Origin of the sequence: Streptomyces sp. NPDC012769 (genome assembly GCF_042901205.1) — a bacterium.
In the GTDB taxonomy this organism is placed as follows: domain Bacteria; phylum Actinomycetota; class Actinomycetes; order Streptomycetales; family Streptomycetaceae; genus Streptomyces.
The window spans coordinates 417,149-437,774 of sequence record NZ_JBIBCP010000003.1; the positions used below are offsets into that span (position 1 = coordinate 417,149).

19 protein-coding genes are annotated in these 20,626 nt (G+C 74.9%); 12 read left to right on the forward strand and 7 right to left on the reverse strand.

What is annotated here, in order from left to right; genetic code table 11:
* Nucleotides 1-48: 48 nt before the first annotated feature.
* The 4 genes from ACFY7C_RS17145 to ACFY7C_RS17160 all read right to left on the reverse strand — a co-directional run bounded on the left by ACFY7C_RS17145 (nt 49) and on the right by ACFY7C_RS17160 (nt 3,774).
* On the reverse strand, nt 49-666 hold the full coding sequence (locus tag ACFY7C_RS17145; protein WP_389650504.1) for a hypothetical protein: 618 nt from the start codon (nt 664-666) through the stop codon (nt 49-51).
* 171 nt (nt 667-837) lie between these two features.
* Nucleotides 838-1,671, reverse strand: a complete 834-nt coding sequence (locus tag ACFY7C_RS17150) for an MOSC domain-containing protein (protein WP_389650507.1) — start codon at nt 1,669-1,671, stop codon at nt 838-840.
* Nucleotides 1,672-1,708: 37 nt separating this feature from the next.
* Nucleotides 1,709-2,251 (reverse strand): DUF6643 family protein, encoded by a 543-nt coding sequence (locus ACFY7C_RS17155; protein ID WP_389650510.1) that lies wholly within the window; start codon nt 2,249-2,251, stop codon nt 1,709-1,711.
* 347 nt (nt 2,252-2,598) lie between these two features.
* Entirely contained in the window at nt 2,599-3,774 is a 1,176-nt protein-coding gene (locus ACFY7C_RS17160) for a glycosyltransferase (RefSeq protein ID WP_389650512.1), read from the reverse strand.
* A gap of 58 nt (nt 3,775-3,832) precedes the next feature.
* On the opposite strand from ACFY7C_RS17160, the gene ACFY7C_RS17165 reads away from it, so the two are divergent.
* The 7 genes from ACFY7C_RS17165 to ACFY7C_RS17195 all read left to right on the forward strand — a co-directional run bounded on the left by ACFY7C_RS17165 (nt 3,833) and on the right by ACFY7C_RS17195 (nt 11,625).
* Nucleotides 3,833-4,618 carry a glutamate racemase gene (locus tag ACFY7C_RS17165; RefSeq protein ID WP_389650515.1) on the forward strand — a complete coding sequence of 262 codons (786 nt, stop codon included), beginning with the start codon at nt 3,833-3,835 and terminating at the stop codon, nt 4,616-4,618.
* Between the two features lie 60 nt (nt 4,619-4,678).
* Complete coding sequence (locus ACFY7C_RS17170) at nt 4,679-5,251, forward strand: hypothetical protein (protein ID WP_389650517.1); 573 nt, start codon at nt 4,679-4,681, stop codon at nt 5,249-5,251.
* Nucleotides 5,252-5,332: 81 nt separating this feature from the next.
* A complete protein-coding gene (gene lnt, locus ACFY7C_RS17175) occupies nt 5,333-6,931 on the forward strand; it encodes an apolipoprotein N-acyltransferase (protein WP_389650520.1) in 1,599 nt (532 codons plus the stop codon).
* Nucleotides 6,932-7,004: 73 nt separating this feature from the next.
* Nucleotides 7,005-7,487: an NUDIX domain-containing protein gene (locus tag ACFY7C_RS17180; protein WP_389650523.1), complete on the forward strand. Its 483-nt coding sequence runs from the start codon at nt 7,005-7,007 to the stop codon at nt 7,485-7,487.
* Nucleotides 7,488-7,542: 55 nt separating this feature from the next.
* The gene (locus ACFY7C_RS17185; protein ID WP_389650526.1) at nt 7,543-8,376 is read left to right on the forward strand and encodes a 3-hydroxybutyrate dehydrogenase; all 834 of its coding nucleotides are present in this window, start codon (nt 7,543-7,545) and stop codon (nt 8,374-8,376) included.
* Between the two features lie 101 nt (nt 8,377-8,477).
* Nucleotides 8,478-10,367, forward strand: a complete 1,890-nt coding sequence (locus ACFY7C_RS17190) for a helix-turn-helix domain-containing protein (protein ID WP_389650529.1) — start codon at nt 8,478-8,480, stop codon at nt 10,365-10,367.
* Nucleotides 10,368-10,425: 58 nt separating this feature from the next.
* Nucleotides 10,426-11,625, forward strand: coding sequence for a CaiB/BaiF CoA transferase family protein (locus tag ACFY7C_RS17195; protein ID WP_389650531.1), 1,200 nt, complete (start codon nt 10,426-10,428; stop codon nt 11,623-11,625).
* On the opposite strand, the gene ACFY7C_RS17200 is transcribed toward ACFY7C_RS17195, so the two are convergent.
* Nucleotides 11,618-12,484, reverse strand: a complete 867-nt coding sequence (locus ACFY7C_RS17200; RefSeq protein WP_389650533.1) for a LysR family transcriptional regulator — start codon at nt 12,482-12,484, stop codon at nt 11,618-11,620. The genes ACFY7C_RS17195 and ACFY7C_RS17200 overlap by 8 nt on opposite strands.
* Nucleotides 12,485-12,553: 69 nt before the next feature.
* Here ACFY7C_RS17200 and ACFY7C_RS17205 point away from each other — a divergent pair, with 69 nt between their 5' ends.
* Nucleotides 12,554-13,456 (forward strand): DMT family transporter, encoded by a 903-nt coding sequence (locus ACFY7C_RS17205; RefSeq protein ID WP_389650534.1) that lies wholly within the window; start codon nt 12,554-12,556, stop codon nt 13,454-13,456.
* Here ACFY7C_RS17205 and ACFY7C_RS17210 read toward each other — a convergent pair.
* Nucleotides 13,445-14,524 (reverse strand): AI-2E family transporter, encoded by a 1,080-nt coding sequence (locus ACFY7C_RS17210; protein ID WP_389652702.1) that lies wholly within the window; start codon nt 14,522-14,524, stop codon nt 13,445-13,447. The two genes, ACFY7C_RS17205 and ACFY7C_RS17210, sit on opposite strands and share 12 nt — an antisense overlap.
* A gap of 82 nt (nt 14,525-14,606) precedes the next feature.
* Nucleotides 14,607-15,575, reverse strand: coding sequence for an NUDIX domain-containing protein (locus tag ACFY7C_RS17215; RefSeq protein ID WP_389650536.1), 969 nt, complete (start codon nt 15,573-15,575; stop codon nt 14,607-14,609).
* 143 nt (nt 15,576-15,718) lie between these two features.
* On the opposite strand from ACFY7C_RS17215, the gene ACFY7C_RS17220 reads away from it, so the two are divergent.
* From ACFY7C_RS17220 to ACFY7C_RS17235, 4 genes are read left to right on the forward strand one after another with little or no spacing between them, the layout of a single operon-like run.
* Entirely contained in the window at nt 15,719-17,023 is a 1,305-nt protein-coding gene (locus ACFY7C_RS17220; RefSeq protein WP_389650539.1) for a hypothetical protein, read from the forward strand.
* Nucleotides 17,013-19,223 (forward strand): AAA family ATPase, encoded by a 2,211-nt coding sequence (locus ACFY7C_RS17225; RefSeq protein ID WP_389650542.1) that lies wholly within the window; start codon nt 17,013-17,015, stop codon nt 19,221-19,223. Before ACFY7C_RS17220 ends, ACFY7C_RS17225 begins: the two co-directional genes overlap by 11 nt.
* Nucleotides 19,220-19,888, forward strand: coding sequence for a 4Fe-4S cluster-binding domain-containing protein (locus ACFY7C_RS17230; RefSeq protein ID WP_389650545.1), 669 nt, complete (start codon nt 19,220-19,222; stop codon nt 19,886-19,888). Before ACFY7C_RS17225 ends, ACFY7C_RS17230 begins: the two co-directional genes overlap by 4 nt.
* Nucleotides 19,876-20,565, forward strand: a complete 690-nt coding sequence (locus tag ACFY7C_RS17235) for an FHA domain-containing protein (RefSeq protein ID WP_389650547.1) — start codon at nt 19,876-19,878, stop codon at nt 20,563-20,565. Before ACFY7C_RS17230 ends, ACFY7C_RS17235 begins: the two co-directional genes overlap by 13 nt.
* The last annotated feature ends 61 nt before the right edge of the window (nt 20,566-20,626 follow it).

A 20,626-nucleotide genomic window follows, 5' to 3' on the forward strand; every position in this document is an offset into this window, starting at 1 on the left:
CGCGCGGCGCCGCCGGGTTGACGGGTCGCCGGCCCTCCCTCCGCGGCGTCAGCTGCCCGCGCCCGTACGACCCCAGTCCGGACCGACCTCGGCCCACGCGCGGTCGAGACGGTCGTATCGCCGCCGGAGCAGCCGGTGGACGGCCACCCGCCTGGCGGACTCGACGAGGAAGCCGGCGAGCAGTGCCACGGTGAGCCCGGCGATCAGCGCGTGGGCCCGGGCCGTCTCGGGGTGCATCGGCGGGGTCACGGCCCGCCCGGTCCGGTCGGTCCACAGCGGGAAGTGGTCGCCGGGGTCCGCCTGCTCCCGCGTGGTGGTCACGGTGCCGGTCCGCCGGGTGCCGTCGGGCGCGGTCCAGGCGGCCACGACGGCGGGTCGGAGCCGCCGCTCCCCGGCCGTGTCCGCGGGCCGCTGCCCGGTGGCCCCGGCCTCTCCGGTCTCGGCGGACCGCACCACCCGGGCGACGGTCGGGACGCGTTCCTCGTGCTGGGCGCGGACGGAGCGCTGAAGTGACTCGTTCGCCGAGGTGCCCACCGCCCAGCCGGCCAGCGGCACGGCCAGGCACAGCAGCAGGGCGGCCGTCAGGGCCACCCAGGCCTCGACCAGGTCCGTGGTCCGGCGCAGAGGGTTGTGCCGCCAGCGCCAGAGTCCGGTGGCTGCGCGCACGCTGCGCACCCCCTCGTCTCGTCGACGGCCCGCCAGGGGCCCTTCGGCGGTTGCCGCTCTTCCAACGAGTGTGCCCCGGGGGTGGGTTCCTCGCCTGTCGGAGGGAATCGCCCGGCGCGAGGTCGACGCGACGAGGCCGTGGACGCGGCCCAGGGGGTGTCTCCCCGTTCGTCAGTCGAGGATCTTGACCGGGTCGCCGACCCGGATGACGCCGGGGTGCTCGGGCACCAGGTTCTGGCCGAAGATCAGCCGGCTGCCGTCCTTGCGGTGCCGGGCCAGGGTGCGCAGGGGCTCCTTGCCGCGTTCGCCCGTCAGCTGGTCGGTGGTGGTGACGACGCAGCGGCCGCAGGACCTCGCCACCCGGAAGGCGACGTCGCCGATGGACAGCCGACGCCAGCCGTCCTCGGCCCAGGGCGCGGTGCCGTCGACGACGACGTTCGGCCGGAAGCGGTTCATGGGCAGCGGGCCCTCGTCGGCGTGGTCGCCCTGGGCGATCAGGGAGTTGAGGGCGTCGAGGGAGGAGGTGGTGGTGACCAGCAGCGGATAGCCGTCGGCGAAGCTGACGGTCTCGCCGGGCAGGGCGTAGTCGGGGTCGACGGGCCTGCGCCGGGCCGGGTCGTCCATGTGGACGAGCCGGACCTCGCTGTCCAGATAGGCGCTGAACCAGGCGTCCGCGGCGGGAGCGGCGGGGACGGCCCGGACCGTCGTGCCGAAGACGTCCACCGGAATCGTGCCGTCGGCGGCGGCCGGGCGCGGCACCTCGACCGTGAGCGGCTCGCGGCCGGGCCCGGAGAGCGTGACCCCGCCGTCCGGGAGGAGCGCGGCCGACGCCAACGCCAGCCGGGCGTGCTGGCGTTGGGTCACGACCTTGCCCGCGGTGTCCACCACGGTCCAGCGGCGGTCACCGGCCAGTCCCCATGGCTGGACCTCCGCCTCGGCGGGGGCGAACCCGCGCAGAGCCTTGACCGGGTGGACATGGACGGAGTGCAGGACAGGATTCGACATGGCCTCATCCTGCCAGTCGCTCCGCCGTCCTCGAAGGTCAGTACCCCCGGCCCTGGTAGGGCTGGTTGTACGGGTCGTCGTACGGCGCGGCCGAGGGCGCCGGGGCCGGCCGCGGGGCCGCGGGGCGCATCGCCTCGTACCCGCCGGCCATGGGGCGCGGCGGCTGCGGCGCCTGGGGGCCCGGGTAGCCGCGCGGGGCGGTGGGCTGCTGCGGGATGTACGGGGCGGGGGCGGCGTGCTGCAGCGGCAGGGGCGCCATCTGCGCGGCCGGGGTCATCTGGGCGACGGGCGCCATCTGCGGGGCGGGCTGGGGATAGCCGTAGCCGCCGCCGTGGCCGGCGTACGCGGGGGTGGGCTGCGGGCTGGGCGCCGCCGGGAGGGCGGGCAGGGCCGCGGGCAGTGCCGGCAGGTAACTGCTGCTTCCGGAGAAGCCGCTGCCGGTGTCGTACGCGGAGGGCACTCGGATCGGGGCGATCTGAGGCGTGCCCCGCTCTGCGACGAGGGAGTCGTAGATCGGGGTGTCGGGGAACGACGGCGCGGTGTAGTAACCGCCTCCGTAGGTGGAGCGCGGGGAGGTCATGGCCATAAGTTAAGCCCACGATGTGGTGGTTGGGGAGACCGATAAGAGGGTTGTTTGACGGGTTCTTTGAGGCTACCGATCGGCAATGTGAGCGAAACTGGCAAAAACGGTCGCCCGGCGAGTAAGGGATCTTGAAAACCCCGAGCTCGGGAGGGGTTACCGGCGGGTTGCAGGGGGTGACCGGCATGCCCGGTCTCAGCTCCGTGTAAAGGAATCTTGATGCCGTGACAGACGCGATGGCGGCCCGCGTTCACGCTTAAGGGAGTCAATCTTCCGCTGACCGCGCGTGAGGTGCGGGCGGAATTGGCCCGGCGTTCAGGAACGGTGTGCTTTCCGGCGCTCTCGCGTCAGCGGTCGGGCGCCGCCTCGGGCCGCGCGTACGTACGCCCCTTCCAGGCCGCGCCGCGGCCCCGGTGGTGCTGGACGGCCGAGTCCACCGTCATCACCAGATAGAGGAGCGCCGTGAAGGGCAGCAGCGGCGCGAGCCAGGGCGGCTGACGGTAATAGCGGAGCATCGGCAGATACGTGCCCGTCATCACCGCCCAGGCGAGTCCCCCGGCCCACGCCGCGGATCCGTCCCCGGCCGCAAGGCCGGCCACCAGGGCCGCGGGCGGCACGAGATAGACCAGCGCGAGGCCCGCGACCGTGCCGAGGAGCAGCAGCGGGCTGTGGCGCAACTGCGCGTACGCGCTCCGCGAGACCATCCGCCACAGATCTCCCAGGCGGCGGTACGGGCGGACGCTGTCCACCCGCTCGGCGAGCCCCAGCCAGACGCGGCCGCCCGCCCGCCGTACCGCCCGGGCGAGCGACACGTCGTCGATCACGGCCTGCCGGATCGCCTCCGGCACCCGGGCCCGCTCCGCCGTCTCCGCACGCAGCAGCACACAACCGCCCGCCGCCGCCGTCGCCCGCGGGCGCGGCCGGTTGATCCAGCGGAAGGGATAGAGCTGACAGAAGAAGTAGACGAAGGCCGGCACGATCAGGCGCTCCCAGCCGCTCGCCACCCGCAGCCGCGCCATCTGCGACACCAGGTCGAGGCGGTGTCCCGTCGCGGCGGCGACGAGCAGCCGCAGACTGTCCGGCTCGTGCGCGATGTCCGCGTCCGTCAGGAGCAGGAACTCGGGGGAACGCGTGCGCGCCAGCGCCATTCCGTGGCGCAGCGCCCACAGCTTGCCCGTCCAGCCCGCCTCCGGCTCGCCCGGCGAGACCACCGTCAGCGCCAGCCCTCCGTGCCGGCGCGCCAGCTCCTCGGCCAGCCGCCCGGTGCCGTCGGTGCTCCCGTCGTCGACGAGGATCACCTCCGCCGGACCCGGATAGTCCTGGGCGAGCAGCGACGGCAGGCTCACCGGCAGCACCTCGGCCTCGTCCCGGGCCGGGACGACCACCACCACCCGCGGGGGGCGCTCCGGACCGCCGACCGGGCGGGGGAGGCGCTGGTCCGTGCGCCAGAAGAACCCCTGGCCGAGGAGCAGCCACCCCCAGACGGCCAGCGAGGCGAACGCGATCCAGGCAAGCGGGCTCATTCGCCGCAGTCTGCCCCAGATTGCCGGGGAATCAAGGGTGGTCGGCTAGGGTGACCGGGTGAAGATCGCCCTCATGGACTCCGGAATCGGCCTGCTCCCGGCAGCGGTGGCCGTCCGCCGCATGCGGCCCGACGCGGATCTGGTGCTCTCCTCCGACCCCGACGGCATGCCGTGGGGCCCGCGCACCCCCGAGGACCTCACCGAGCGTGCCCTCGCCGTCGCCCGCGCCGCCGCCGCGCACCGGCCGGACGCCCTGATCGTCGGCTGCAACACCGCGACCGTCCACGCCCTGCCGGCGCTCCGCGCCGCACTGGAGCCCCGCATCCCCGTGATCGGCACCGTCCCCGCGATCAAGCCCGCGGCGGTCGGCGGCGGCAAGGTCGCCATCTGGGCCACCCCCGCCACCACCGGCAGCCCGTACCAGCGCGGGCTGATCCGCGACTTCGCGAACGGCGCCGAGGTCACGGAGGTGCCCTGCCCCGGTCTCGCCGACGCCGTCGAGCACGCCGACACCGACGCCGTGCGCCGGGCCGTCGCCGCCGCGGCCGCGCTCACCCCCCGGGACGTACGGGCCGTCGTGCTCGGCTGCACCCACTACGAGCTCGTCGCCGAACTCATCCGTTCGGCCCTGCACCGCACCGACGGGCCGCCGGTCGTTTTGCACGGCTCCGCCGGGGCAGTCGCCGCACAGGCGTTCCGGCGGATCGGCGCCGAGGCCGACCCCGAGGCGGCCCCGACCGGCGCCCTGACCGTGCTCCTGAGCGGCCGCGAGGGCGTGCTCCCGCGGACCGCGCTCGGCTACACCGAGGGGCGCTTCCTGGGGGCGGCGACCGCCGCGCACTGAACGTCACCGAACGACTCCGCCCGGGGCGCCGTCGCAACGGAACGTGCGTAGGCTGTCACCATGAGGGACCAATCCCAGAACCAGGGTCCCGAGGGACCCGCACCCCCGGTCTGGACCGGTCGCGCGACCAACCGGATGCAGTGGCTGCCGGCCATCGGCGGAGTCGCCTGCATGGCGCTCGGCGTCACGCTCGCGGTCGCCTCCCCGTGGACCTCCGGCATCGCCCCGCTCCTGATGGCCGTGGTCGGCTGCGTCGCCGCCGGCCTCCTGGTGCTCTTCGGCACGCTGGCCTTCGTCCACGTCGCCGTCCGCGTCGACCACCGGGCGATGGAGGTGCGCTGCGGCCACATGGGCGTGCCGCGCCGCCGCATTCCGCTCTCCCACGTCGTCGGCGCCGACTTCGCCCCCTCCGTCACCCCGCGCCAGTGGGGCGGCTGGGGCTACCGCTGGCGCCCCGAGATGGGCACGGCGGTCGTCGTCCGCCGTGGCGAGGGCCTGGTCCTGCGCCTCGGCGACGGCCGCACCTTCACCGTCACCGTCGACGACGCCGAATCCGCCGTCGACGCCATCCGCGCTCTGCTGCCCCACCGCACACCCCCGCCGACCCCCACCGGGCCGGCCGGCGGTGGCTGAGCGACGGGCCGGGATGCCCGCACGACCCGTGGCCGGGGCCGCACTGCTGCCACGGGCGGGACGCGCCGTAGACTCCGGCAGGTGAGCACCACCATCGCCCCCGCCGACGTGCCCGAGACCCCCGCCGTTCCGGAGCGGGGCCGCGGCCCCCGGCGGCTGTTGCGGCCCGGCGCGGCCGTGCTGGCCGGGGTGCTGCTCTTCCTGAGCTTCCCGCCGCGGCCCTTGTGGTGGCTCGCGGTGCCCGCCTTCGCGCTGCTCGGCTGGACGCTGTGGGGCCGCCGGCCGCGGGCCGGGTTCGGGCTGGGCTATCTGACCGGGCTCGGCTTCCTGCTGCCGCTGCTCGTCTGGACCGGCGAGGAGGTCGGGCCGGTGCCGTGGCTGGCGCTGGCCGCGGTGGAGGCGCTCTTCGTCGCGGCCGTCGGCCTCGGCGTCAGCGCCGTGTCCCGGCTGCCCGCGTGGCCCGTGTTCGCCGCCGCCGTGTGGATCCTCGGCGAGGCGGCCCGGGCGCGCGTGCCGTTCGGCGGCTTCCCCTGGGGGAAGATCGCGTTCGGGCAGGCGGACGGCATCTTCCTGCCCCTCGCCGCGGTCGGCGGCACACCGGTGCTCGGCTTCGCCGTCGCCCTCTGCGGCTTCGGCCTGTACGAGGTGCTGCGCCAGGTCCGCGCCCGCCGCTCCGGCGCCCTGGAGACCGGCCCGCTGGTCGCCGCCGCCCTCGCCGTGCTCGTCCCCGTCACCGGTGCCGTCGCCGCGCTGCCGCTCGTGTCCGACGCCGCCGAGGACGGCACGGCCACGGTGGCCGCGGTGCAGGGCAACGTGCCCCGGCTCGGCCTCGACTTCAACGCCCAGCGGCGCGCGGTCCTCGACAACCACGCCAACCGCACCAGGGAGCTGGCCGCCGAGGTGAAGGCGGGCCGCGCACCGCGGCCCGACGTCGTCCTGTGGCCGGAGAACTCCTCCGACATCGACCCGTACGCCAACCCCGACGCGTACCAGGTCATCGACCGGGCGGTACGGGAGGTGAACGCGCCGACCGTCATCGGCGCCGTCATCGCCCCCGAGACCGGCAGCCTGCGCAACACCCTCATCGCCTGGGAGCCGGGGAAGGGCCCCGTCGCCGAGTACGACAAGCGGCACGTCCAGCCCTTCGGCGAGTACATCCCGATGCGGTCCTTCGTACGGATCTTCAACAGCGACGTCGACCGGGTCCGCCGTGACTTCGGCGCGGGCACCAAGGTCGGCGTGTTCGACCTCGCCGGTACGAAGGTGGGCCTCGCCACCTGCTACGAGGCGGCCTTCGACTGGGCGGTACGGGACACGGTCACGCACGGCGCCCAGCTGATCAGCGTGCCCAGCAACAACGCCACCTTCGGCCGCAGCGAGATGACCTACCAGCAGCTCGCCATGTCCCGGGTGCGCGCCGTCGAGCACAGCCGCAGCGTGGTCGTGCCGGTCACCAGCGGCGTCAGCGCGGTCATCCGGCCCGACGGCACGATCGTGGCGCAGACGAAGCTCTTCACCCCGGACGTGCTGGTGGAGAAGGTGCCGCTGCGCTCCTCGCTGACCCCGGCGACCCGCATGGGCACCCTGCCCGAGGCGCTGCTCGTCGCCGTCGCGGTGGCCGGCCTGGGCGGGGCGGCGGTCCGGTCCGCGCGCGCCCGCAGGGCCGACCGCCAGGCCTGAGGCCCCGCCCGGGCCCGGTCCGACCGGACCGGGCCTCGGCCGACCGCCGGCAGTGATCATCTAGGGTCGAGGCATGGGCACCCCTGACTTCATCCGCGACCTTCGCGCCACCGCCGGCCACCAGCTGCTGTTCCTGCCGGGGGTGTCCGCCGTCGTCTTCGACGACCGGGGACGCGTCCTGCTCGGCCGCAGGGCGGACACCGGGACGTGGGCGATCGTCGGCGGCATCGTCGAGCCCGGCGAGCAGCCCGCCGCCTGCGCCGTCCGCGAGGTGTACGAGGAGACCGGCGTGCGCTGCGAGGTGGAGCGGGTCGTGCTGGTCCAGACCCTGCGCAAGCCGGTCGTCTACCCCAACGGCGACCAGTGCCAGTTCATGGACGTCTCGTTCCGGTGCCGGGCCGTCGGGGGCGAGGCCCGGGTGAACGACGACGAGTCGACGGAGGTCGGCTGGTTCGAGCTGGACGCGCTCCCGGAGATGAAGCGTTTCTCGCACTTCCGCATCGAGCGGGCGCTCGCCGACGAGCCCACATGGTTCGACACCACGCCCCTGGGCTGAACTGTGTGCCCGGCACACATCGGTCGGAGGTGGGGCGCTTCATAAGGTGCGGAGCATGAGCGCCCCCACCACATCAGGGCCCGTCCCGTCCCAGGCCCCCGCGCCCCGGCCCGCCACCGGGTCCGTCACCCTCGACCTCTCCGGGCGCACCGCGCTCGTCACCGGCGCGGCCGGCGGCATCGGACGGGCCTGCGCCCTGCGGCTCGCCGCCGCCGGAGCCCGGGTCAGAGCCGTCGACCGGGCCGCCGAAGGACTCGGCGCCCTCACCGAGGCCGCGCGCGGACTGCCCGGACAGGTCGAGAGCCGGCTGCTCGACCTCACCGACCTGGACGCCGCGGAGGCCGCCGCCGCGGGCGCCGACATCCTCGTGAACAACGCCGGACTCCAGCTCGTCCGCCCCATCGAGGACTTCCCCCCGGACGTCTTCCACACCGTCCTCACCGTGATGCTGGAGGCACCGTTCCGGCTGATCCGGGGCGCCCTCCCGCAGATGTACGCACGCGGCTGGGGCCGGATCGTCAACATCTCCTCCGTCCACGGGCTGCGCGCCTCCGCCTACAAGTCCGCCTATGTGGCCGCCAAACACGGCTTGGAGGGCCTCTCCAAGACCGCGGCCCTCGAAGGCGCCCCGCACGGCGTCACCTCCAACTGCGTGAACCCCGGTTATGTGCGAACGCCGCTCGTCGAGCGCCAGATCGCGGACCAGGCCGCCGCCCACGGGATCCCACCGGAGCGGGTGGTGGCCGACGTCCTGCTGAAGGACTCGGCGCTGAAGCGGCTCATCGAGCCCGAGGAGGTCGCGGAGGCCGTGCTCTACCTCTGCACGCCGCAGGCCTCCTTCGTCACCGGCGCCTCGCTGGCCCTCGACGGAGGCTGGACGGCCCACTGAGCGCCGCAGCCGTTGTCCACAGGCGGTTGTCCCTCCCCCCGACTCCGTCCGGGGGCCCCAGGGGTGGTGCGACCTCCCGAACGGCAGGTATCCCTGTGACCATGACCCACGAACAGGCCGTCTACCTGGAGCTCCTCGCCCGCGGCGCCGCGACCGAGGCGTACGACCGGCCCGTGCTGCTCGCCCGTGCGAGCGGCGCGGGCCCCGAGGAGCTGGCCGGCCTTGAGCAGGCCAAGCTGCTCGCTCTCAGGGTGCGTGCCGAGCTGGAGGGCCGGCGGCGCCGCGAGGCCGAGCTGTCGGCGCTGTTCGAGACCGCCCACGACCTCGCGGGCCTGCGCGACCTCGACGACGTGCTGCGCGCCATCGTCCAGCGCGCCCGCTCCCTGCTCGGCACCGAGGTCGCCTACCTCAGCCTCAACGACCCGGCGCGGGGCGACACGTACATGCGGGTCACGGAGGGCTCGGTCTCGGCCAGGTTCCAGCAGGTGCGGCTCGGCATGGGGGAGGGGCTCGGCGGGCTCGTCGCCCAGACCGCGCGCCCCTATGTCACGGACGACTACTTCCGCGACGAGCGGTTCCAGCACACCGAGGCCATCGACAGCGCCGTCGGCGACGAGGGCCTGGTCGCCATCCTCGGCGTGCCCCTCACCCTCGGCAGCCAGGTCATCGGCGTCCTCTTCGCCGCCGACCGCAGGGCCCGCGTCTTCGAGCGGGAGCAGGTCGCCCTGCTCGGCTCCTTCGCCGCCCACGCGGCCGTCGCCATCGACACCGCCAACCTGCTCGCCGAGACCCGCTCCGCCCTCGCCGAGCTGGAGCGGGCCAACGACATCATCCGGGAGCACAGCGGCGTCATCGAGCGGGCCTCCGAGGTCCACGACCGGCTCACCGAGCTCGTCCTGCGCGGCGGCGGGGTCCACGACGTGACCGCCGCCGTCTCCGAAGTCCTCGGCGGCACCGTCGAGTTCGTCGAGCAGCGGCCGGGCCCCGCCAGGATCTCCGAAGGCCACGCCACCCGGGACGGCGACGACTGGATCGCCGCCGTCGCCGCCGGCGGCGAGACCTTCGGCACCCTCGTCCTGCGCGGGCGCCCCGACCTCGACCCCGTCGACCTGCGCACCCTCGAGCGGGCCGCCCTCGTCACCTCCCTGCTGCTGCTCGCCCGCCGCTCCGCCGGCGAGGCCGAGCAGCGGGTCCGCGGCGAGCTCCTCGACGACCTCCTCGACGCGCCGGACCGCGACCGGCGGCTGCTGCGCGAGCGCGCCGCCCGGCTGCACACCGACAGCGACGCCCCCCATGTGGTGCTCGCCGCCCGCATCGACCGGGCCGGCGCCGGTCCCGACCCCGACCCCGGCGGCCGGGAGAGCGCGGACCGCCAGCGGCTGCGCTCGGCCGCCTCGCACCTGGCCGCCACCCGCCACGGCCTGGCCTCGGCCCGCGACGGAGGCACGGTCCTGCTGCTGCCCCTCGGCCCCGGCGAGAGCGCGGCGGAACTGGCCCGGCAGACCGCGAAACACTTGGGCGGAGCCCTGCGCGAGCCCGTCACCGTCGGCGCCTCCGCCCCCGTCGCCGCACCCCTCGCCCATCCCGACCGGGTGGCCCCCGCCTACGAGGAGGCGCGCCGCTGCCTGGACGCCCTGCGGCTCCTGCACCGCCAGGGCGAGGGCGCCGCCGCCGAGGACCTCGGCTTCCTCGGTCTGCTGCTCGCCGACACCCGCGACATCGAGGGCTTCGTCGACCGCACCATCGGCCAGGTCATCGCCTACGACCGCCGCCGCGGCACGGACCTGGTGCGCACCATGGACGCCTACTTCGCGAGCGGGATGAGCCCCGCCCGTACCAAGGACGACCTCCACGTCCACGTGAACACCGTGGCCCAGCGCGTCGAGCGGATCGGCAGACTGCTCGGCCCCGACTGGCAGGCCCCGGCCCGCGCCCTGGAGATCCAGCTGGCCCTCCGCCTGCACGCCCTGTCCGACGCCGTCATACGCTGACCGGGCTCCAACCCGCTCTAGCCCAGCCGCCGAACCCCACGGCCCAGGAGGTCGCCCGATGTCCGGACGTCCCACAGACCTGCCGCTCTCCGGCATCACCGTCGTCAGCGTCGAACAGGCGGTGGCCGCCCCCTTCGCCACCCGCCAGCTGGCCGACCTCGGTGCCCGGGTGATCAAGGTCGAGCGGCCGGGCGGCGGCGACTTCGCGCGCCGGTACGACACCACCGTGCACGGGGAGTCGAGCTACTTCGTGTGGCTCAACCGTTCCAAGGAGTCGATCACGCTCGACCTGAAGACGGAGGCCGGCCGCGAGGTCCTGGAGCGGCTGCTCGGCGCGGCCGACGTGTTCGTGCAGAACCTGGCGCCCGGGGCGGCCGCCCGGCTGGGCCTCGCCCCCGAGGCACTCGCCGAGCGGTTCCCCTCGCTGATCCCGGCCGGCCTCTCCGGATACGGGACGAGCGGGCCGTGGGCCGAGCGCAAGGCGTACGACCTGCTCGTGCAGTGCCAGACCGGCCTGGTCTCGCTCACCGGCAACGAGCACGGCACCGCCCGGGCCGGCGTCTCGGTCGCCGACATCGCCGCCGGCATGTACCTCTACAGCGGCATCCTGACCGCCCTGTTCACCCGCGCCACCACCGGCGTCGCCCGCGCCGTCGAGGTCTCCCTCTTCGAGGCCCTCGCCGAGTGGATGCACCAGCCCGCCTACTACACCCGCTACGGCGGCACCCAGCCGCCGCGCATCGGCACCCGGCACGCCACCATCGCCCCCTACGGCGCCTTCACCGCCGCCGACGGCAAGGACGTGCTGTTCTCCATCCAGAACGAGCGCGAATGGGTCGCCCTGTGCGAGCGGTTCCTGGAGCGGCCCGCGCTCGCCGTCGACCCGCGGTTCGCCACCGGCTCCGACCGCGTCGCCCACCGCGAGGAGCTCGACGCCCTGGTGGCCGAGCGGTTCGCCGCACTCGACAGCGCCACGGCCGGCAAGCTCCTCGACGAGGCGGGCATCGCCAACGCGGGCGTCAACGACATGACCGAGTTCCTGGCCCACCCCGTCCTCGACGCCCGCGAGCGCTGGCGGGACGTCCGCATACCCGGCGGCGCCCAGGTGCCCGCCCTGCTGCCGCCGGCCGACCTCGCCGGCACCAGCCCGCGGATGGACGCCGTCCCCGCCGTCGGCGAGCACACCGCCGACCTCCTCGCCGAACTGGGCTACGGCCCGGCGGACATCGACGCGCTGCGCGCCCGTCAGGTCATCTGACCGAGCCGGGACCCCGGTAGAGCGCGCTGAGCAGCTCGATCACCGGCTGTGCGGCGGGATGCGGATCGTCCCGCCACCAGGCCAGGCGCACCGCGACCGGCTCGGCGTCGCGCACCGGCCGGTAGACCACGCCGGGCCGGCGGTACTGACTGGCCGTGGCCTCCGCGCTCATGCCGATCCGGCGGCCCGTCGAGATCGCCGTGAGCCAGTCGTCCACGTCGTACGTCTCCTCCGTCGCCGGCCGGGAGTCGGGCGGCCACAGCTCCGGCGTCGTGGTCCCGGTGCGCCGGTCGATCAGCAGTGTGTGCCCGCTGAGATCGGCGAGCCGCACCGAACGGCGCCGGGCCAGCGGCTCGTCGGCGGCCATCGCGCACAGCCGCCGCTCGAGGCCCACGATCGCCGAGTCGAAGCGCCGGTCCGCCGGCGGCCTGCGCAGCACGGCCAGGTCGCACGAACCCTCGGCGAGCCCGGCACTGGGCGAGTTCACCCGGACCAGCCGGAGCTCGATCTCGGGATGGGCGGCGGCCCAGCGGCGCTGGAACGCCGGGGTGTGCCGTCCCAGCGCCGACCAGGCGTAGCCGATCCGCAGGACGCGTTCCCCGGACGCCGCCTCCCGGACCAGCTCGTCCGCCTCCGCCAGCACCCGCCGGGCATGCCCCACCACCCGCGTCCCGGTGGCCGTCGGCGTCACCGAGCGGGAGGTGCGGCGCAACAGCCGCACGCCGAGAGACCGTTCCAGGGAAGCCAGGGTCCGGGAGACCGCGGCCTGCGAGACGCCGAGCGCGAGCGCGGCGTCCGTGAAGGTGCCCTCGTCGACGATCGCGACGAGACACCGCAGCTGCCGAAGTTCCACATCCATACGACAAGCGTATAGATGGAATCCGGTCATGCATTTTGTGCAAGCGCCGGCGACGAGGACCATCGGGCCATGCCCGCAGCCCCCGTCGCACCCGCCGCGGTGAACCGAACCCCCACCGCCCACCGCACGTCCCCGGCCGGAGTGGCCGCCATGCTCGGCAGCGGCCTGTCCAACCAGATCGGCGCCGCGACCGGCTCCCTCGCCTTCCCCGTCCTCGGCCCCGTCGGAGTCGTCGCCGTCCGTCAGTACGTCGCCGCCGTCGTCCTCCTCGCCGTCGCCCGCCCCCGGCTGCGCGACTTCACCCGCCACCAGTGGCAGCCGGTGATCCTGCTCGCGGTCGTGTTCGGCACGATGAACCTCTCCCTCTACACGGCCATCGACCGCGTCGGCCTCGGACTCGCCGTCACCCTGGAGTTCCTCGGCCCCCTCACCCTCGCCCTCGCCGCCACCCGCCGCCGCGTCGACGCCTGCTGCGCCGTCCTCGCCGCCGCCGGCGTCGTCATCCTCATGCGCCCCCAGCCCAGCACCGACTACGTCGGCATGGGCTTCGGCCTCCTCGGCGCCGTCTGCTGGGCGGCCTACATCCTGCTCAACCGCACCGTCGGCAGCCGCCTGCCCGGCGCCCAGGGCAGCGCCGCCGCGGCCGCCCTGTCCGCCCTGACCTTCCTGCCCGTCGGAGCCGTCGTCGCCCTGCGCCACCCGCCGACCGCCGCCTCGCTCGGGTACGCCGTCGCCGCCGGCGTCCTCGCCTCCGCCGTTCCCTACCTCGTGGACCTCTTCACCCTGCGCCACGTCCCGCCCGCGGCCTTCGGCCTCTTCATGAGCGTCAACCCCGTCCTCGCGGCACTCGTCGGCCGGATCGGCCTCGGCCAGCGCCTCGGCTGGGCCGACGCAGCCGCGATCGGCGCCGTCGTCACCGCGAACGCGCTCAGCATCCTCACCTCACACCGCCGACCGCCCTCAAGGGGCTGACTCCGGGGCCCGCTCCGCCGCGCGGGCCCCGCGCAGGGCCGTGTGCACCGACCACACCACCGACACCAACGGCACCGCCACCACCGCCCCGACGATGCCGGCCGCGATCGAACCGGCGACGACCGAGACGGCCACCACCAACGGGTGCAGCCGTACGGCCCAGCTCATCACCAGGGGGTGGAGCAGATGACCCTCGATCTGGCCGATCACCACGATCAACGCGATCACGACCAGCGCCACGAAAGGCCCCTGGGACGCCAGCGCCACGACCGAGGCCACCGCGAGCGCGATCGGCGAACCGATCAGCGGGACGAACGCGGCCGCGAACTCCAGAAGCGCCAGCGGCACCGCGAGCGGCACCCCCAGCAGCCACAGGGCGATCCCCACGAGCACCGCGTTCGTCGCCGCCACCAGCACGATCCCGTGGGTGTACCCCGTGAACGTACGCCACGCCGCCCGGCCGCCGAGATCCACCCGGCCCCGCACGGACACGGGCAACTGCTCCCGGAACCACGCCCACTGGCGGTCGCCCGCGTGGATGAAGAACACCGAGGAGAACAACGCGAGCGCCAGCGTGGTCAGCACCGCCACCGCGTGGTGCGCCCCGCTCACCGCTTCACTGACCAGCGTCGAACGATGGTCGGCGAGGAACTGCCCGATCCTCGACTGCACGTCCGACAACGCGTGCTGGTCCAGCCGGAACGGCGGCTGCTCCAGCCACCGCTCGATCCGGCCCACGCCGTCCCGGAACTCGCGCACCAGTGTCGTCCGCTCGCCCGCGACCGCCTCGCCGACCAGCGTCAGGACGCCCAGGACCAGGGCGATGCCGCCGAGCAGCGTCAAGGCCACCGCGAAGGGGCGGGGCAGCCCGCGCGCGACCAGGTTGGCGACCGGCCGCAGCAGCGCGGTGACCACGAGCCCCAGGAACACGGCCACCCCGATCTCGTGGAACCTCCCGAGCAGGGCGAACAGGCCGTAGACGAAGGCGCCGACGACGAGAAGGCGCCACGCGTAGGCGGCGGCCGTACGGAGGAAGGGGGCGACCGCGGGGGGAGAGCCTGGCTGCATGGCCATCGACGTACCACCCGGCCGCCCCCGGGCCACGCCCCGGGCCGCACATTCCCCCGACCGGGTCGTGCCGGCGGCCCCGCTACACCCAGCGGTACGTGTCGTCCGTGATCGCCGGGAGGGCGGCGTCGGTGACCGCGGTGTCGGGCCCGAGGGCGGCCAGCCGCGGCCCGAGGGGCGGGAAGACGGGCAGCTCCGCCGCCGCCCGGTGGTCGACCCACACGATGTGCCCGGTCTCGCGGCCGCCGTCCGGCAGCTCGTCGAACTCCTCGGTGGCCAGCCCCGCCCGTACCGCGGGATCGATCCGCAGCCGGTAGATCAGGTGCAGCTTGCGCGGCGGCGGTGTCGGCCCGGGCCGGCTGACCCGCTGATCGGCCACCCACACCAGCTCGCCCCCCTCGGCCCGCCCCACATCGAGCCCCAGCTCCTCATGGAGCTCCCGCGCGAGCGCCTCCCCCAGGTCCTCGCCCGGTTCGACGTTCCCGCCGGGAGGGGTGTAGTGGACGGAGTCGGCACGGTCACGGCGGATGAGCGCGACCTCGTTCCCGCAGTAGACGAGCGCGGCGACGCGGATCTTCAGCGTCGCGAAGGGCGGCGGAGAGGGCGCCGGGGCGGGTGCCGCGGCGGGCAGGCGGGGAACGGCGGGCGCGTCGTCGCCGCCCGCGCGGGACACCTCCGGCTCGGTCCCGTCCACTCGGGACACCTCCGGCTCGGTTCCGTCCGCCGTCCCCGTCAGCGCCGCCGTGCGCAACGCGCTCAGCATCGGCAGGAGTACGGCGTCGGCGGGCGGCTCGCCGGTCGTCGGCCGTAGCCGGACGCCCGTCGGCGTCAGGGCGCGCCGCGCGGGATGGTCGGGCGGGGTGAACGGCTTGATCAGTTCGCGCAGGTCACGGGCCGCGGCCACCGGATCCGACTCGGCGTCCTCCAGGATCTCGATCAGCTCCGCCCGGGCCTCCGCGTCGAGCAGCGGATACAGCTCGCGCCAGTGCCGCTGGATGGTCTCCACGGCCACCGCGAGGAACGCCGCCCCTCCCTGCGGGTCGAAGGCCACCGCGACACCACCTCTCCGTGATCACCGACACCGTAACAGCCCCCCGACGGGCGGCGATTGATATCGGACGACCGGCTCCGCGCACCCGGCGCGTGAGGCATCATGGGTGTCCGGCATCACACGCGGCCCCCGGGGGAGGGTCCTTGAGCAACTCCGCGGCATACCAGTGGACCTACGTCGACGTGGAGGCCGAGCGACGACGCGAACTGCGCGCCCAGCTCGCCCAGGAGTCGGCCCGATCACGCGACCTCCGCGCCCAGGCCAAGGCACTGCGCCGGGTGCACCGCACCGCCCGCGTCGACGTGCCCGTCGTGACCGCCGCCGCCCAGGCGGACTCGGCGGAGCTCGCCCGGGCCCTCGAATCGGCCCGCCGGATCAACGAGCGGGCCGAGGCCGAACTGGGTCGCGCCGCCGCGCGCATCTGGTCCGCACCCCCCGAGGAGACGGATCACGGCCAGGCCGTACCCGACCGGGCAGCCGGGACGGGGGCGGCGGCCGCCCACCGGGAGGCCCGAGCGGCCGCCGAGAGGGCGGACCGGGCGACGGCCGCCCGCGAGGCCGCCCTCGCCGAGGCCGAGGCACTGCTCGAACGGGACGGCCCCGCCTGCGACCCCGCCGACCTGCCGGTCTTCGCGCGTCGACTGGAGGCCCTGCGCCGGGCGGGCAGCGCCGATTCCGCCCGCACCCTCCTGGCGGACCTGGGCGTCCTCGTCCACCGCTCGGCCGTCCGGCGGCGCGATGCGGCACGGGCCGCCGCGCTGCGGGCCGCCCTGCTCGACCACCTCGAGGACGCCTCGCCCGAGGACCGGCGCCGCCTCGCACCGCTCGTCACCGACGCACCCGACCCCTCCGACCTCGCGGACGAGGTGCGCCGGGCCGTCGCCCGCGAGACCACCGCCCGGCACCGGTCCACCGTCGCCGACACCCTCATGCAGGTGCTCCGTGAGCGGGACTACGCCGTCGGCGACGACTTCGCCGACCTGCTCACCGAGGACGGCAGCGTCGTCGTGCCCTTCGCGCCGGGCGCCGAGGAGGAGACCGGCGCGGGGGAGTCCGACGCCGGGGAGGGCGGCATGCCCGACGGATACGGGCTGCGCGTCACCCTCGCGGCCGACCGGGCCGGTCTGACCACCGCACTCGTCCGGGCACCGAGCACCGCCTCGGACGCCGCCGGCGCCGATGACGCCGCGGCCGCCGAGGTCGACGCCGAGGTCCAACGCTGGTTCTGCGACGAGCAGTTGCCCCGCCTCGAGGACGCCATCCGCGAGAAGGGCGTCGCCCTGGACCGCACCGCCGTCCTGCCGCCCGGCGTCCGGCCCACCGCCGAGGCCCCCGACGCGCCGTGGCCGGACCGGGCCAAGGACGGCGACCGCGGCACACGACGGCGGAAGAACAGGAACCGGTCCGCGCAGTCCCCCACGTACCAGGAGCGACAGCGTGAGCGCTGACGACGACACGGCCTTCCGGAAGGCCGGCGACGGAGACCCGTTACGGAAACCCGCCACCCCGCCGGCGTCCCCGCCCCCACCTCCGCCGACCGCCGCACCCGTGGCCCCGGCCTGGATCCGCGAACTCGACATGGCGCTCGCCGTCTACCCGCAGGTCCTGCTCACCGGCAACGTGCGCGACCAGTTCCTGCTGCCCGAGGACGGCGAGGGCGGCGTGGCCGCGCCGGAGCCGGGCCGGCCCCTCATGCCGTACAGCCTGGAGGAGGTCATCGAGTCCGTCTGCCGCGCCCGCGGCTACGGCGCCCTGGCCCGGCAGGACAACGTGATCGACCGGGTGGTCGCCTGGCGGCTGACCGCCGACCCGTTCGCCTTCCCGCCCGCGCTGCGCCGGATGGCGGAGGAGGACGCCCGCGCCGAACAGGAGGGCGCGGTGGACGGGCGGGATCCGGACGAGGACGACGACGTCGAGGCGGGTACCGCCCGGCTGCGCGAGATCATCATCGGCGCCGTCCGGCACCGGGGGCCCGCCATCGGCCTCATCGTGCCCTACACCGACCGGCTCGGCTCCTCGCGCGGACCCGTCTCGGGGGAGGCGGCGCGCCTCCTGGCCACCGTCGAGGAGCTCGGGCACACCGCCCAGCCCGTCGCCGGTGACGGTGGCGTCACGCCGTACAACACGATCTTCTGGGTGGTGGAGAAGCAGGAGGACCTGCCGCTCGAATTCGCCATCGGCAGCCGGGCGTTGCGGGTGATCTCCGTGCCCGAGCCACCGCACGACCAGCGCCACGCCGCCGGGCGGTACGTGGTCGACCGGCTCGCCGGGCACCAGACCCGCGACACCGGCGAAGCCGTGCCGGAGGAGGCCCGCGCCCGGGCCGCCGAGGCCCTCGCCAAGTCCTCGTACGGCCTCGGGGTCGGCGAGATCCTCGCAGTGGGCCGGATGGCGGCCGACCGGCAGCTGCCGCTCGGCCGGCTCGACGAGGCCGCCCGGCTCTACCGGGTCGGCGTGCTCGACAACCCGTGGGCGACCCGGGCCGTCCGCGAGAACATCATCAACGGCGAGAAGTACCTCAACGCCCATGTCATCGGCCAGCCGCACGCCGTCCGCCGCACGGTCGAGATCTTCATGCGGTCGGCGGCAGGACTCACCGGCGCCCAGTCCTCCAGTTCGCCGAGCAGGCCGCGCGGCACCCTCTTCCTGTCCGGGCCGACCGGCGTCGGCAAGACCGAACTCGCCAAGGGCGTCGCGAAGATGATCCTCGGCGAGGACGCCCGGCCGATCCGCTTCGACATGAGCGAGTTCGCCGAGGAGCACGCCCGCGACCGGCTGATCGGCGCCCCGCCCGGCTTCGTCGGACACAGCGCGGGCGGTGAACTGACCAACGCGGTGCGGGCGCACCCCATGAGCGTCCTGCTGTTCGACGAGATCGACAAGGCGCACCCGAGGCTGTTCGACCTCTTCCTCCAGATCCTGGAGGACGGCCGGCTCACCGACGGCCAGGGCGCCACCGTCCACTTCACCGAGTGCGTGCTGATCTTCACCTCCAACCTGGGCGTCAACGCACAGGTGGTACGGGCGGCCGAGCGGCGCGGTGCCAAGGGCGCCGACCGGCGCGGTGACGGTGACGGCGGCGACGGGAGCGGGGGCGGCGAGGGCGGTGAGGCCGGCGAAGGCACCGACGGTACGGGCGGTGCGGGCGGGGCGGGGGGCGAGGACGCAGCGGAGCGCGCGGCGCGCGAGCGGGCCCGCCGGCAGCCCCGGCTGACCCGGCACGACAAACCGGAGGCGGTCAGGGACGCACTCCGGTCGGCGTTCGACACGTTCTTCAACGAGCACATCGGACGGCCCGAGCTCCGCAACCGCTTCGGTGACAGCTTCGTCCCCATGGACTTCATCCAGCCCGCCTCCGTGCCGCTGATCCTGAACAAGGCGCTGGACTCGGTCACCGCCCGCGTCCGCGAGGTCCACGACGCCGAGCTGAGGCTGTCCGACGACGCCTGGGAGGTGCTGCGCGTCGAGGCGGCGGGCCGGCTCGACCACGGCGGCCGCGGTGTGGTCACCGCCGTGGAGTCGGCCCTGGTCAACCCCCTCTCGCGCGAGCTGTTCCACCGGCCGCCCACCCCCGGGGAACACATCGAGGTCGAGGCGGTGGAAGGCGAGGGCGAGACGTACGCGCTGCGGATACGGCGGTGGACGTGACCGGCCGGACCATCAGGGTCTCCGACGTCCTCGGACCCGTCACCGCCCTCGGGCCCGGCCGGCGACTCGGCGTGTGGGTGCAGGGCTGCCCGCTGGCGTGCCCCGGCTGCATGTCCCGGCACACCTGGGACCCGCGCGGCGGCCGGGAGGTCGAGGTCGAGCGACTGGCCGAGGCGTGGCGCCGCGCCCTCGCCGACGGCTACGACGGACTGACCGTCAGCGGCGGCGAGCCCCTGGAGCAGCCGGCGGCGCTGGCGGACCTGCTCGCCGCCGCCGACCGGGAACGGCGCGCGGCCGGCCGCACGGACGCCGACCTCCTCGTCTACACCGGTCGCGAGGACGACGAGATCGCCGGTTCGCCGCGGGCGCGGGCCGCGCTGGACCTCGCGGACGCGGTCATCACGGGCCGGTACCGCGCGGGCGAACCGACCCGCCTCGTCTGGCGGGGCTCGGCCAACCAGCGGCTCGTCCCCCGCACGCCCCTCGGCCGGCTCCGTTACGAGCCCCATCTGCGGCGGGAGGCCGACCGCCCCGAACTCCAGGTGCGCGTCACCGATACGGAGGTCCGGGTGATCGGCGTGCCACGTCCAGGCGAACTAGGATCACTGGAACGGGAGTTGGCCTCCCGAGGAGTGACCTTTCGGGAGAACACATGGCGACCGTGACCCGCTACCGGTGCCCGGTGACACCGGACGAGTGCCCCACCTCGACCACCCGCGGCTTCTGCCCCACCCACGAGTGGGAACGACTCGTCCCCGAACGGGTCTTCCTGGCCGACGAGGTGGAGGAGACGGCGGTGCAGCCTGTCGTGTCCCGGGCCGCCCCGGGCGGGGGAGAGGGGGAGGTTCGGGGTCGGGGGCCGGTCGTGACCGAGCGGCCCGTGACCGTGGCGCCCGAGCAGGTGCACGGCGGGGAGGGCGAGGGCGACGGGGAGGGCCAGGACCGGCGCGCGAGTGGGCACGGCGAAGGGGCCGGGCGGGTGACCGGGATCGAGCCCACGGTGCGCTCGGCACCCGCGCGCCTCGCCCTGGTCCTGGCCGGCACGCTCGTACCCCTGCGCGGCGAGGGCGAGGCGCCCACCCGGCTCGGCCGGGACGCCCCCGAGTGCGCCCATGTCAGCGGGCTCGACCGGCTCGACCAGATCTCCCGCGAACACGCCGAGCTCTACTGGGAGTCGGGCCAGCTGTACATCCGCGACACCCGCTCCAGCAACGGCACCTTCGTCGACGGCAAGCGGATCCACGGCCCCACCCGGCTCTGGCCCGGCACGCACCGGCTTCGGCTGGCCCAGGACGTCGACCTGACCGTCGTCGAGCTCGACGACTTCGGGGCCCCGGTCTAGCCGGCGCCCGGAGCAACGCCCGTACACCCCCCACGCCCTTCCCACGCACGACATCCGTACG

What these genes read in the sequence shown, in the direction of transcription:
- ACFY7C_RS17150 (WP_389650507.1), bottom strand. Translation starts at nt 1,671, where the DNA reads ATGTCGAATCCTGTCCTGCACTCCGTCCATGTCCACCCGGTCAAGGCT.
- ACFY7C_RS17155 (WP_389650510.1), bottom strand. Translation starts at nt 2,251, where the DNA reads ATGACCTCCCCGCGCTCCACCTACGGAGGCGGTTACTACACCGCGCCG.
- ACFY7C_RS17160 (WP_389650512.1), bottom strand. Translation starts at nt 3,774, where the DNA reads ATGAGCCCGCTTGCCTGGATCGCGTTCGCCTCGCTGGCCGTCTGGGGG.
- ACFY7C_RS17170 (WP_389650517.1), top strand. Translation starts at nt 4,679, where the DNA reads ATGAGGGACCAATCCCAGAACCAGGGTCCCGAGGGACCCGCACCCCCG.
- ACFY7C_RS17180 (WP_389650523.1), top strand. Translation starts at nt 7,005, where the DNA reads ATGGGCACCCCTGACTTCATCCGCGACCTTCGCGCCACCGCCGGCCAC.
- ACFY7C_RS17185 (WP_389650526.1), top strand. Translation starts at nt 7,543, where the DNA reads ATGAGCGCCCCCACCACATCAGGGCCCGTCCCGTCCCAGGCCCCCGCG.
- ACFY7C_RS17190 (WP_389650529.1), top strand. Translation starts at nt 8,478, where the DNA reads ATGACCCACGAACAGGCCGTCTACCTGGAGCTCCTCGCCCGCGGCGCC.
- ACFY7C_RS17195 (WP_389650531.1), top strand. Translation starts at nt 10,426, where the DNA reads ATGTCCGGACGTCCCACAGACCTGCCGCTCTCCGGCATCACCGTCGTC.
- ACFY7C_RS17200 (WP_389650533.1), bottom strand. Translation starts at nt 12,484, where the DNA reads ATGGATGTGGAACTTCGGCAGCTGCGGTGTCTCGTCGCGATCGTCGAC.
- ACFY7C_RS17205 (WP_389650534.1), top strand. Translation starts at nt 12,554, where the DNA reads ATGCCCGCAGCCCCCGTCGCACCCGCCGCGGTGAACCGAACCCCCACC.
- ACFY7C_RS17210 (WP_389652702.1), bottom strand. Translation starts at nt 14,524, where the DNA reads ATGCAGCCAGGCTCTCCCCCCGCGGTCGCCCCCTTCCTCCGTACGGCC.
- ACFY7C_RS17235 (WP_389650547.1), top strand. Translation starts at nt 19,876, where the DNA reads ATGGCGACCGTGACCCGCTACCGGTGCCCGGTGACACCGGACGAGTGC.